Source organism: Cellulomonas gilvus ATCC 13127, assembly GCF_000218545.1.
GTDB classification, from domain to species: Bacteria; Actinomycetota; Actinomycetes; order Actinomycetales; family Cellulomonadaceae; genus Cellulomonas; species Cellulomonas gilvus.
In genome coordinates this window covers 1,324,222-1,336,564 of sequence record NC_015671.1, presented here as the reverse complement: position 1 = coordinate 1,336,564, position 12,343 = coordinate 1,324,222, and the positions used below count along the sequence as shown (strand labels likewise).

The window sequence follows — 12,343 nt, the reverse complement described above, 5'->3', positions numbered from 1 at the left end:
GCCTCAGGCGACGCCGACGCGCGCGTGCGGTGCGTCGGCGTGCTCCTGCGGGCCCGGGTGCACGGCCGGCGCGGCGCCACGCCCCACGGTCACGACGACGAGGAGCCCGACCGCCGTGAGCCCGGCGCCGACCCAGGCGGGCGCGAGGTACCCGAGGCCGGCGTCGATCACGAGGCCCCCGAAGAACGCCCCCGACGCGTTGCCCAGGTTGAGCGCCGAGTGGCACAGCGCGGCGCCGAGCGAGGGCGCGGCGGGTGACACGTCCATGAGGCGGGTCTGCAACGACAGGCCCAGCACCTGGGACGTCACGCCCAGCAGCACGATCGCGACGACCGCCGGCACGGGCTCGCGGCCGACCAGCGCGATCGCGACCAGCACGACGATCGTCGAGACCATGCCGAGCACCACGGTGCCCAGCACCGAGCGGTCCGCCAGGCGCCCGCCGAGCAGCGTGCCCGCGGTCATGCCGAGGCCGTACAGCGCGAGCACCACGGGCACGACGCCCACGGACAGCCCGCTCGCCTCCATCAGCAGCGGCTTGACGTAGGAGTAGACCGCGAACATGCCGCCGAACCCGATGGCACCGGCGGCGAACGCGATCCACAGCGCGCGGTTGCGCAGCGCGGAGAGCTCGCTCCGCACGCTCGCCCCCGCGGCGGCCGCGAGGCCGGGTACCCACGCGCGCACGGCGAGCAACGTGACCAGCCCGATTCCGCCGACGCCCACGAACGACCACCGCCAGCCGATCGCGTGACCCACCACGGCCGTGGCCGGCACGCCGACGGCGCACGCGATCGTCAGGCCCGCCATCATCATCGAGACCGCGTGCCCGCGTCGCTCGGGGCCCACCACCGCGGTGCCGACGACCGCGCCCACGCCGAAGAACGCACCGTGCGGCAGCCCGGCCAGGAACCGCGCGCCGACGAGCGTCGGCAGGTCCGGCGCGAACGCCGACGCGGTGTTGGCCACGGTGAACGCCACCAGCAGCCAGAGCAGCAGAGTGCGGCGGTCCAGCCGCGCGCCGACCGCCGCGAGCGTGGGGGCGCCGACCACCACGCCGAGCGCGTACGCGGTGATGGCGAACCCGGTCTGCGGGATGGACGCCGAGAGGTCCGCGGCGATCTCCGGGAGCAGGCCCATGGTCGCGAACTCGGTGGTGCCGAGCCCGAACCCGCCGAGCGCGAGCGCGAGCAGCGCGAGGCGCGCGGGGCCGGGTGCGAGCGGGAGCAGCGGGCTGCGGGCGGTGGTGCGCACGGGTCCTCCTCGGGTGCGGCGCGCTCGACGCGGTCGTCGTATCGATTCGATCACGGTCCGGAGGGCGCCGTCGTCACTCCAGAGGGATGCGGGCAGCCTACGGCAGCATCGCGGAGCGCGTCGTCGCGGTCCGGTCCAGGTCAGCCCGCGGAGGTCAGCCAGATCGCGCGCGCGGCCACCTCGCCCAGGTCCACGGGCCGGTCGCCCAGCCGCACCGCGACGGTCCCGACCGCCTCCCGGCGCTCCACGACCGTCACCTCGGCGTCGAGCACCAGCCCGACCTCCTCGAGCCAGCGCAGCAGGTCCGGATCGGCGTCGCTGATGCGCGCGATCCGCCACGCGCCGGGCGCCACCGCCCACATCTCCGTGGCGTCGGGGACCTGCAGGCTGCCGTCGGGCCCCGGGATCGGGTCCCCGTGCGGGTCCCGCACGGGGTGCCCGAGCAGCCCCGCGACGCGCTCCACGAACACGTCGGAGACCGCGTGCTCGAGCACCTCGGCCTCGTCGTGCACCTCGTCCCAGCCGTAGCCCAGCACCTCCACCAGGAACGTCTCGACCAGGCGGTGCCGACGCACCATCGCGAGCGCATGCGTGCGCCCTTCGTCCGTCAGGCCCACCGCCCCGTACGGCTCGTGCGTGAGCAGCCCCGCGTCCGCGAGCCGGCGGACCTGCTCGGAGACCGTGGAGGCGCCCACGCCCAGGCGCGCCGCCAGCATCTTCGTCGTGACCGGCACGTCCGCCCACTCCGTGGCCGACCACACGACCTTGAGGTAGTCCTGCGCGACGGCGGTCAGCGGGGGCGTCGCCTCGCGCGCCGACGAGGGGTCCAGGGGTGCAGGCACGGCCCCAGGCTAGTCAGCGACCGCACGCGTCGGCGCCGGGCCGCGGACTCACCAGCCGTCGATGCTCCAGTGCCACGGCTCCCCCGGCAGGTTCGTCAGCCCGTACGTCCCGGCGTTCGCGACGAGCCACTCCCACGCGGGCGTGCCGAGCCGCACCAGCGCGCCGCGGTCGGTGATGTCGAGCGCAAGGCCCCACTCGTGACGCGAGAGCCCGGGCACGGCCGTGGGTGGGTGGCAGCGCACGCGGCCGTCCACGGTCCGGCAGTTGCGGGCACGCGCGGCGATCTGCTGCTCACGGCTCCGCCAGCCCGAGGCCACCAGGTGCACCCCGTCCGCGCGCGCGGCCGCGACCATCGCGTCCACGGCGTCCGCCAGGCACGCGTGCACCCGGACGCCCGCCTCGGTGAGGACCGTGGCGGCCACGGGCACCGGACCATCGACCGTCGAGCAGTCCGCATGCGGCGCGGCGGGCTCCACGAGGTCGGGCGGGACGTCCACGCGCCACACCTCCTGACCCGTGCCCGCCGTGAGCAGCATCCCGAGCGGGTCGAGCCGCAGCGACGGACGCGTCGCCCAGTGCTCGTCGGGCAGCGTGGTCGACCACACCGGGCGGTCCCGCACGTCACGCAGCACCAGACGCCCGTCCACCCGCATGTTCAGGGTGGCCCCCGCACCCGGCACGACGGGCGCGCGCCACACCTCGGTGCCGTCGTACGTCAGCAGCAGCGCAGCCGGCTCCAGGCTCAGGCGCAGGCGCCCGTCGGACGAGTCCAGGTGCTCACCCACGGCGAGCGCCTCACCCCGCAGCAGCGCCGCGGGTCCGAGCGCGGTCCCGCTTGTCCAGAGGAGCGTCCCGTCGGGCCCGACGAGCACCAGCTCGCCGTCGTCGCGCAGCACCAGCTCCGCTCCCGGCACGGCTGCGGTCCCGGGCGTCCAGAGCACGGCGCCCGCGTCGTCGTGCAGCGCGAGCGTGCCGTCCTGCGCCAGGTCGAGCGACGAGGCGGGCGTCGCGGTGGGCGCGACCCACCGCGCGCGCGAGTCGGGTCCCAGCAGCGCGAGGTCGCCGGACCGCCGCACCAGCAGGACGTGCCGCCCGTCGGCCGAGGCCAACGGGCGGTCCGCCGTCACCGAGCGGCCCGCAGCGAGCCTGCTCGGGCGCACACCGGTGCCCGTGGCCCACACGATGCCGCCGGTCGGGTCCTGCAGCACCAGGTCGCCGTCGTCACGCAGCAGCAGCCGCCCCTTCGCGAGGGCCGCGGGGCCGCCCTCGGGCTCCCACGCCGTCGAGCCGTCGGGGGCCACCAGGCGCAGCCGCCCCCGCGCGTCCAGCACCAGCGCGGCACCCGGGGTGCCGTCCGCGGACCACACCACCCCGCCGTCCGCGCCGTACAGCGCGAGGCGGCCGGAGCGCTGCACCAGCAGCACGGCCGCGCCGCCCGACGAGACGAGCGAACCCCCCGGGCGTACGCGCTGCCCGGGGCTCAGCCGGTCACCCGGCGCCGCCGGGGACGGGCTCGGTGCGCGCACCTCGCGCGCGCGGTCCGTGGGGTCGATCGCCGCGGCGGCGGGTGCGGCCGCCCCGGGCGCCAGCCCGGTGGTGAGCACGGCCGTCAGGGCGAGCGTCACCAGCGTGGCGGCCGACCTGCTCCGCCACGGCACCCCGGTGCGCCGCGCGACCACGCTCCACGGTAAGCCCGGTCGCGCGGGACGGCCCGGGTGAACCTGGACCGGTCAGACCGGCGCGGGTCCGCCCGGCACGCGCGGCACCTCGTCCGGCACGGTGCGCACCGCGGGCCACGGCACCGCGGGGCCGACCAGCGCGCTCGCATCCGGCCGGACGGTGACGATCCGGTAGTCGACCAGCAGACGCGTAGCCGGGTCCCAGCGCAGCAGCGTGAGCTCGGCGTCACCCCGCAGCGGCCCGATCGTCGGCTGGCCGAGCGTCGCACCCGCCGTGCTCGAGCTGATGTAGCGGATGCCCAGCCCGATCTGCTCGGGACCGTACCGCCGGTGCAGGTGCCCGGAGACCTGTGCGGGTGCGCAGCCGCGGTCCAGCGTGGTCTCCCCGACCTCGGGCGTGTGCACCAGCAGGAGGTCGACGCCGTCCTCGTTGTCGCACGCCGTCTCGGCCAGGCGCGTGGCGGTGTCCGGCAGGCTCTCGCCGAGCGAGGCGGTGCCGCCACCGACGCGCGTCTCGTTGGGGTCCGAGTCGCCCAGGATGCGCAGGCCGTCGACCTCGACCACCGAGCCGTCGAGCACGCGCGCGCCCGCGGCCGCGTACTCGCCCGAGGTCTGCGCCGAGTCGTGGTTGCCGGGTGACGTGACCAGCTCGACCCCGTCCGGGACGGCGCGCGCGAACGTCGTCACGCAGTACTGCTCGACCGCGGTCCCGTTCATCGTGGTGTCGCCCGCGTCCAGGACGACGTCGACGTCGGCCCGCTCCGCGAGCGACGTGAGCAGGCGCGCCATGCCCACGTTGCAGTGCAGGTCGGTCACGACGAGCGCGACGACGAGGTCCTCGGGCGCGGTCGTAGGCGTGGGCGTGGGGTTCTGCGTCGGGCTCGTGGTGGTCGGCGGGCCGCCCGGCCCGGTCGGGGGCGCGGTCGCGGGCGCGGTCGCGGGCGCGCTCGGCGCCGCCGGTTCGAGCCGCGGCGGCACGGTCGCGGCCTCGAGCGCCGCGCGCTGGTCCCAGGACGCCACGAGGGACGCGTCCGCACGCTCGTAGAACTCCTGGTTCGTGCGGTAGGCCGCGAGCGCCTTGGCGCCGTACGTGTCGATCACGCCGCCGAGCCGTCCGGTCACGCGTGCACCCTCGAGCGGCGTGCCGTCGAAGACGTGCGACAGCGCGCGCGTGTCCGCGACGGGCGCCGCGGGCGCGGCGCTCGACGTGGAGGCCGCGACCACCACCAGCACCAGGACCGTGCCGACGGCGACGTGCCCGCGGTGCGGCTCGAGAGCCCGCGCGATCTCCGCCCGCCGGGTCGCCCCCAGCAGGAGGCGCACCAGCCACGACACCACCACGATCGCCGTGAGCACACCGACCGCGCGACGCAGCGCGTCCAGCAGGATGCCCTGCGTCACGTCGGCCACCGTGGCCTGCGGCCCCGAGAAGAACTGCACGTACACCTGCAGGTCGCCGGACAACGACTCGAGCGTGCTCGCGTCGCTCACCTCGGTGAACGACGACGGGATCTCCTGCACCGTGACGTGCGCCCCGAGCCCCACCGGCAGGGGCGACGCGACCTCGAGCGTCCCGAGCGGGCCGAGGTCGACCGTGACCGTGCCGTCCGTGGTGACCGCGTAGTCGGCCAGGTGCGGGCCGAAGCTGCCCTGCGTGTGCGCGGTGACCAGCCCGACCGCCGCCGAGAACAGCACCACGACCAGCGCGAGCGCACCGCGGACGGCCCACCGCTCCCACGGGGGCCGGTGGGTGCGTGCCTCGTCCATCACGTCGAGGGTAGTCGCGGCCGCACGTGCGCTCACTGGTAGGTGATGAGGTCCGGCACGGGCCGGACGCGCAGCGTCTGCTCGACCGTGAGCATCGGGCGGTCCTCGTCGACGAAGTTCTTCCAGCCCCAGTGGACGTCGGGCGCGTCCGCGCGCAGCGTGCGCCACGTGCCGCGCTTGGCGCGCTGCGTGCCCTGGCCGTCGACGTGGACGACCACCGCGAGCTCGTCGTGCGAGACGTCCAGCAGGCCACGGCCGCTGATCATCGACGACGCGAACTGGTGCAGCACGAACATCTTCTGCGGCAGGTGGTTCCGCGCGGTCAGGTCGGCGAGCCAGTCGCCGACCGCGTCGACCTCGTCGACGCGCACCGAGCCGATCTGCTCGAGGTGCACCTGGTCGGGCCGCAGCCGCCACTCCGGGTCGAGCGCGAGCCCCACGTGCGGGAGCTCCAGCAGCTCGGTGTAGCGCTTGGCCTGCGTGAGGAAGTCGGTCCGGCCGGGCTGCAGGTCGAGCACGACGAGGGCACCCGCCTCGCCCGCCGCCTCGACGAGCGGGCGCAGCTCCGCGACCGACCGCTCGCGTGAGTAGTCGCCGTCAGGTCCCGGACCCGCGGACGCGATCGTCGCGATGGCCTCGACCGCGGGGACCACCGTGTCGTGCGTGCGACGGGCGTAGTTGGCCGCGAACGCGCGGGCACGCTCGATCGTCGCGGGCACGTCCTGCTCGCCCAGCAGGCCGAGCGCGGCCGATCCCGGCGTGCCGTACAGCGCGACGTACCGCTTGCGCGCGACGCCCTCGCCGGACGGGAACACGAGCTGGCCGCCACCCGGTGCCTGCACGCCGGTCGCCGCGGTCGCCACGCGCCGGGCCAGGACGTCGGCGGGGCCGAACCGCGTGCCGATCGCGATCACGTGCTGCGGCGCGGTGCGGGCCACGGCACGCACGGACGCAGCCGACGTGCGCGGGTCGCCGCCCGGCAGGTCGAGCACGGGCACGGACGCGGCGCGCACGGTCGCGAGCGCGGCGACTGGTTCGACGCCCACCCCCGTGGCCGCGACGACGCCGGGCAGGCGCGGTGCGCGGACGACCCGAGGCAGCACGTCGGCCGTGCCCGTCGGCGCAGGTGCGGCGCCGCTGCCCCGGGGGACGAGGACCGGGACCGGGTCGGCGCCCAGCGCGCGCACCGCCTTCGCGTGCGCGCCCGGCGCGACCGCCACGCGTGGGCCGAACGGGATGCCGGTCACCGCACGCAGCTCGCCCGCACCCGCGCGGGCCGCGACGCGGGCGACCACCACGTCATCGGGCAGGCCGGTGGGCCCGAGGTCGCCCACGGCCAGGACGGCGTGCGCGCCGAGCCGCGTGACCTCGGTCGCCGCCGCGCCGGAGTCGTCCGTCAGCAGCAGCGGGACCCCGAGCGCCACGGCGGCGCTCGCACCCGTGAGCTGCGCCGCCTGGTCGTCGTGCGCCGCGAGCACCACGACGGGCGACGCCGCGAAGACCGCACGCGAGGCCTGCACCGCGGCGGAGACCCCGTCACGTGCCGGCAGGACCGTGGCCGCGTCGTCCGGCGCCGCACGCCGAGGCGCCGCCGGGTCCGACGACGCGCCCGGCGCCGCCGGGACCGTCGTCGCATCCGACGGGCGCGGTGCCCGCGCCGAGCCGGGGCGCGTGCTCGTCGCACCGGTGGCCGCGTCACGCGGCGCGTTCTCGTCGGCGGCGACCACCGCGAGCCCCACACCCAGCGCGACGACGAGCGCTCCCGTCACCGCCGCTCCGACCACACCCGCCCTGCGCCGCACCCGCTGCCCTTCCCGTCCGAGGTCGGGTCACTCTACGGGCGGTCGCTGCCCCGCGACGCCCCGCACGACGCCCCCGCCGTCGCGGGGCATGATCGACGGATGACCGCGCACGACACCCCGGGCGTCTACTCGCAGCCGGGCACCGAGTACCAGCGGGACACCCGCTACATCACGACGCGCATCACGGCCGACGGCCGCGACGGCTACCCGGTCGAGGCCGGGCGGTACCGCCTCGTCGTCGCGCGGGCGTGCCCGTGGGCGAACCGCGCGATCATCGTGCGGCGCCTGCTGGGCCTCGAGCCGGTGCTCTCGATGGGTGTGTGCGGTCCGACGCACGACGAGCGGTCGTGGACGTTCGACCTCGACCCCGGCGGCGTGGACCCGGTCCTCGGCATCGAGCGCATCCGTGACGCCTACCTCCGGCGGTTCCCCGACTACCCGCGCGGCATCACGGTCCCCGCGATCTTCGACGTCCCGACGGGCGAGGTGGTCACCAACGACTTCGCGCAGATCACGCTCGACCTCGAGACGCAGTGGACCGCGCACCACCGCCCGGGGGCGCCCGACCTGTACCCGGACGCGCTGCGGGACCAGATCGACGAGGTCGCCGGGCTGGTCTACCGGGACGTCAACAACGGCGTGTACAGGTGCGGCTTCGCGGGCACGCAGGAGTCCTACGACGCCGCGTACGCACGGCTGTTCGCGCGCCTGGACTGGCTCGAGGACCGCCTGAGCCGGCAGCGGTACCTGGTGGGCGACACGCTCACCGAGGCCGACGTGCGGCTGTTCACCACGCTCGTCCGGTTCGACGCGGTCTACCACGGGCACTTCAAGGCGAACCGGAGCACGCTCGCCGCGATGCCCGTGCTGTGGGCCTACGCGCGCGACCTCTTCCAGACGCCGGGCTTCGGCGACACGGTCGACTTCGCGCACATCAAGGCGCACTACTACGTGGTGCACCGCGACCTGAACCCGAGCGGGATCATCCCGGGCGGGCCGGACCTGCGCGGCTGGTGGACGCCACACCGTCGGGACGAGCTGGGCGGACGACCGTTCGGCGACGGGACGCCCCCGGGGCCGGTCGCGCCCGGCGAGGCCGTGCCCGCCGAGCACGGCGCGCCGCGGGCCTGACCGCGTCCCGCAGGTCGGTCAGAGGTCGTCGGCCTCGGCGCGCGTCGTCGTGCCGAGGCCGCGCAGGAACCGGGGGCCCGTGCGGTCGAGCTCGGCCTCGTACGCCGCGGCCCACGTGCCGTAGGGCGTCCGGGCGAGCGCGTCGTTCGAGAAGCGCGGGTCCTCGGTCACCTCCGTGACGCAGAACGACGGCACGACGAGGTCGGTGACGGGCCCGCCACGTTCCACCTCCGCGACGACGAGCGGAGCGTTCCCGCCCGCGAACACGTCCACCACCCAGCCGTCGGTCCCCAGCCACACCGAGTGCCGGGTCTTGGCGATGCGGGCGCCGCCGCGCCGGACCAGCTGCATGCCGACGTCGAGGTCGAGTTCACGCTCGGCCTCGTACCGCGTGCCCGCGTTGACCGGACCCTTGACGGTCACGGCGCAGAAGTCGAACCGGTCGGAGTACGCGTCGAGCGCGGCGAGCGGGTCGAGCGTGGGGTCGAGCGCGGGCGCGCCGGCCGAGGTCTGCACGCGGACGCGCAGCGCGTAACCCTCGTCGGCCAGGTAGTAGGACTGCACGATGACCGCGGGCTGCTCGTCGAGGACCCCGACGGGCAGGTCGCGCACCCAGAACCGTCGCTCGAACTCGAAGTCGCCGTACCCCGTGTCGCTCACGTGCCCACGCTAGACGGCCGCGGCCTCCGCGCGGGGTCGCGACGGGCGCGGGACGCGGGGATGCGATCATGTCTGACGCGCGTCCCCCTCCGCCGGGGCGCCCGGGGGTCCCGTCCGGCACCCGCGACGACCGACGAGCGGTGCCCCGGGCACCGAGGAGATCCGGTGCCTCGATGAGCCCCGACCTGGGTCGCCCGTGACGGCTGCCGACCAGGACGTCGCCGACCGGCCGGCCGGGCAGCGCCCGGGACCGGAACCGCGGCTCGAGCTGCCCTACCTCGACGGGTTGCGCGGCGTCGCCGCGCTCGTCGTCGCGCTGTACCACGCGTACCTCTCGACGGGCATGCGCGGTGACGCCTACCGCGACCTCGGCGAGCTCGGCGCGGTGCTCGGCTACGGCTACCTCGGCGTACCCGTGTTCATCGTGCTGTCGGGGTACGTGCTCATGCTGCCCGTGGTGCGCGATCCCGGGCTGCGGCTGTCCGGCGGGGCCGTCGGCTATCTCAGGCGGCGCGCACGCCGGATCCTGCCGCCGTACTACGCGGCCCTGCTCGTGAGCCTCCTGCTGATCGCCCTGGTCCCCGCCATGCAGGAGCGCTCCGGGACGCAGTGGGACACCAAGCTGCCGGTGACCCCCGGCGGCATCGCCTCCCACCTGCTCCTCCTGCACGACCTGCGCCCCGACTGGATCGGCCAGATCAACGGCCCGCTGTGGTCGATCGCGGTCGAGTGGCACATCTACTTCCTGATGCCCCTGGTGCTGCTCCCCCTGTGGCGGCGCATCCCTCCCGGCGTGGTCGTCGCAGCGCTCCTGGCGGCCACCGTCCTGCCCCCGGCCCTCGGGTTCGACCGCGTGAGCCACGTGCACCCGTGGCTCGTGGCGCTCTTCGCGTGCGGCATGCTCGCCGCGCAGGCCACGGTCCGGACCGACTGGCCGCTGCGCGGCCTGCGCACCACCACCTGGGTGCTGGGCGCCACGGGCGCCTTCTGCCTCCTGCTGTGGTGGCAGCCGCTGCACTCGCGCCCCTGGGCGTCGGAGACGCTCGCGGGCGTCGTCGTCGCGTGCGCGCTCGTGCTCGCGGGGCGTCGCGCGCAGTCCGGCGCGCCGCCCGGGGGCGCCGTCGCGTTCCTCCAGACGCGGCCCGTGATGCTCCTCGGGCTCGCGTCCTACAGCATCTACCTGCTGCACAGCCCGCTGCTCGCGCTCGTGAACCTGCTCACCGTGGGGTGGGGCCTGCCGACGTGGGGTCAGTACCTGCTCATGACGTTCGGCGCCGTGCCCCTCGCGCTCGCCGCGTGCGCCGGCTTCTACTGGCTGGTCGAGCGGCGCTTCAAGAACACGCACCAGAGGTCCGTCACCGCGCAGCCGGATCCGCACCACCCCCCGCGCTGACCAGCGCAGCGCTACGGTCGGGCCGGGGGCACGCACGCCCGCCGCGCCGACCGAGCGGGAGGACGCCATGACCGGCCCCGTCGCACCCAGCACCGGACGGACCCGCCCGACGGTGGGCGCTCGCGTGCTGCGCGCCCTGCGCCGCTGGCCCGGCCGGCTGTCGGGGCCCGGGCTCGCCGGCGCCCTGCTGCTGTTCGGCGTCTCGCTCGGACCCGCGCTCGTGCCGCGCGCCGCGCTCTACCAGGGTGCGGTGGCCGGTGTGTGCGCCGCGATCGGCTACGGGCTCGGCGTGCTCCTGGCCTGGGTCGTGCGGCGCGTCGGCGTGCCGTGGTCGCGCCGCGGCAGTCGCTGGTTCCGTCGCGCGCTCCTGGGCGCGACCGTGGTCGTCGTGCCCGCCGCGCTGGTCTGGAACGCGACGTGGCAGGACGAGCTGCTCGAGCTGTTCGGCGAGCCGCCCGCGGACTCGTCGCACCCGGTCGTCGTGCTGGGGCTGGCGCTCGTGCTGGCAGTGCTCCTGCTGCAGGTCGGCCGGGGCCTGCGGCGGATCGCGCGCGGCGTCGCGTGGCTCCTCGGCAAGGTCGTGGGCCGATGGGTCCCGGCCCCCGTGGCGCGTCTGGTGGCCGTCGCGCTCGTCGCGTGGCTCGCCGTCGTCGTGGTCGACGGCACGGTCGTGCGCGGCGGGCTGGCCGCGCTCGGGGCGATCTCCGCGGCGGCGGACGGCGGCACCGCCGACGGCGTCGAGCAGCCGACCGACCCCCTGCGCAGCGGTTCGGACGCGTCCCTCGCCCGGTGGGACGAGCTGGGGCTCCAAGGCCGGTCGTTCGTCGCGGGCGGGCGTCCCCTCGACCAGCGGCAGCGCGTCGCGGACCTCACCGGTCGCGAGCTGGTCGATCCGATCCGCGTCTACGCCGGGCTCGGCGCCGGGCAGGACCTCGAGGAGGTCGCGCAGGTCGTCGTCGCCGAGCTGGACCGGACGCACGCCTGGGACCGCTCGGTGCTGGCCGTCGTGACGGCCACCGGCACCGGGTGGATCGACCCGTCGATGTCCGACTCGCTCGAGCTGCTGTGGGGCGGCGACACCGCGATCGCGTCGATGCAGTACTCCTACCTGCCGTCGTGGGTCAGCTTCGTCGGCGACCGCTCCACCCCGCCGGCCGCGGGCAAGGCGCTGTTCGAGGCCGTGTACGCCCGCTGGTCGCAGCTGCCCGAGGACGACCGGCCGCTGCTGTACGTCGCGGGCATCTCGCTCGGCTCCTACGGCAGCCAGGGCGCGTTCTCCTCCGTCCAGGACGTGGTGGCCCGCACCGACGGCGCGCTGTGGGTGGGCACGCCGGGGTTCACGCCGCTGTGGCGTGAGGTCACCGAGGGTCGCGACGCGGGGTCGCCCGAGATCGCGCCCGTGGTCGACCAGGGCGTCACCGTCCGGTCCGCCAACCGCCCCGCATCCGGCGCGGACCGTCAGCTGTGGACCCTCGGCGACGACTGGTCGCGACCGCGCGTCGTCTACGACCAGCACGCGTCCGACGGCGTGGTGTGGTGGTCGCCGCGCCTGATCCTGGAGCGGCCCGACTGGTTGGCCGAGCCCCGCGGGACCGACGTGCTCCCCTCGACGCGGTGGGTCCCGCTCGTCACGTTCTGGCAGACGACGATCGACCTGTTCGTGGCGGGCCAGGCCCCCGCCGGGCACGGGCACAACTATCACCTGGAGTACGCCGACGGGTGGGCGGCGATCGCACCGCCCGACGGGTGGGATGCCGCCGACACCGCGGTCCTGCGCGACGTCGTGGCGCTGCGAAAGTCGGAGGCCTGACCCG

9 protein-coding genes are annotated in these 12,343 nt (G+C 75.9%); 3 read left to right on the top strand and 6 right to left on the bottom strand.

The window, feature by feature from the left end; translation table 11 throughout:
* Positions 1-3 precede the first annotated feature (3 nt).
* The 5 genes from CELGI_RS06140 to CELGI_RS06120 all read right to left on the bottom strand — a co-directional run bounded on the left by CELGI_RS06140 (position 4) and on the right by CELGI_RS06120 (position 7,312).
* Positions 4-1,254: an MFS transporter gene (locus tag CELGI_RS06140; RefSeq protein ID WP_013883247.1), complete on the bottom strand. Its 1,251-nt coding sequence runs from the start codon at positions 1,252-1,254 to the stop codon at positions 4-6.
* Positions 1,255-1,394: 140 nt separating this feature from the next.
* Positions 1,395-2,096 carry a metal-dependent transcriptional regulator gene (locus CELGI_RS06135; protein WP_013883246.1) on the bottom strand — a complete coding sequence of 234 codons (702 nt, stop codon included), beginning with the start codon at positions 2,094-2,096 and terminating at the stop codon, positions 1,395-1,397.
* A gap of 48 nt (positions 2,097-2,144) precedes the next feature.
* Positions 2,145-3,776 carry a D-alanyl-D-alanine carboxypeptidase family protein gene (locus tag CELGI_RS16390; protein WP_013883245.1) on the bottom strand — a complete coding sequence of 544 codons (1,632 nt, stop codon included), beginning with the start codon at positions 3,774-3,776 and terminating at the stop codon, positions 2,145-2,147.
* 51 nt (positions 3,777-3,827) lie between these two features.
* The gene (locus tag CELGI_RS06125; RefSeq protein WP_013883244.1) at positions 3,828-5,543 is read right to left on the bottom strand and encodes a metallophosphoesterase family protein; all 1,716 of its coding nucleotides are present in this window, start codon (positions 5,541-5,543) and stop codon (positions 3,828-3,830) included.
* A 32-nt stretch (positions 5,544-5,575) separates the two neighbouring features.
* Positions 5,576-7,312, bottom strand: coding sequence for a hypothetical protein (locus CELGI_RS06120; RefSeq protein ID WP_013883243.1), 1,737 nt, complete (start codon positions 7,310-7,312; stop codon positions 5,576-5,578).
* 132 nt (positions 7,313-7,444) lie between these two features.
* Here CELGI_RS06120 and CELGI_RS06115 point away from each other — a divergent pair, with 132 nt between their 5' ends.
* Positions 7,445-8,476 (top strand): glutathione S-transferase family protein, encoded by a 1,032-nt coding sequence (locus CELGI_RS06115; RefSeq protein WP_013883242.1) that lies wholly within the window; start codon positions 7,445-7,447, stop codon positions 8,474-8,476.
* An 18-nt stretch (positions 8,477-8,494) separates the two neighbouring features.
* On the opposite strand, the gene CELGI_RS06110 is transcribed toward CELGI_RS06115, so the two are convergent.
* Positions 8,495-9,136, bottom strand: a complete 642-nt coding sequence (locus CELGI_RS06110; RefSeq protein WP_013883241.1) for a CYTH domain-containing protein — start codon at positions 9,134-9,136, stop codon at positions 8,495-8,497.
* Between the two features lie 196 nt (positions 9,137-9,332).
* Between CELGI_RS06110 and CELGI_RS06105 the strand changes: the two genes are divergently transcribed.
* Together CELGI_RS06105 and CELGI_RS06100 are read left to right on the top strand one after the other, a co-directional pair.
* Complete coding sequence (locus tag CELGI_RS06105) at positions 9,333-10,529, top strand: acyltransferase family protein (protein WP_013883240.1); 1,197 nt, start codon at positions 9,333-9,335, stop codon at positions 10,527-10,529.
* A 67-nt stretch (positions 10,530-10,596) separates the two neighbouring features.
* Positions 10,597-12,339 (top strand): alpha/beta hydrolase, encoded by a 1,743-nt coding sequence (locus CELGI_RS06100; protein WP_013883239.1) that lies wholly within the window; start codon positions 10,597-10,599, stop codon positions 12,337-12,339.
* The last annotated feature ends 4 nt before the right edge of the window (positions 12,340-12,343 follow it).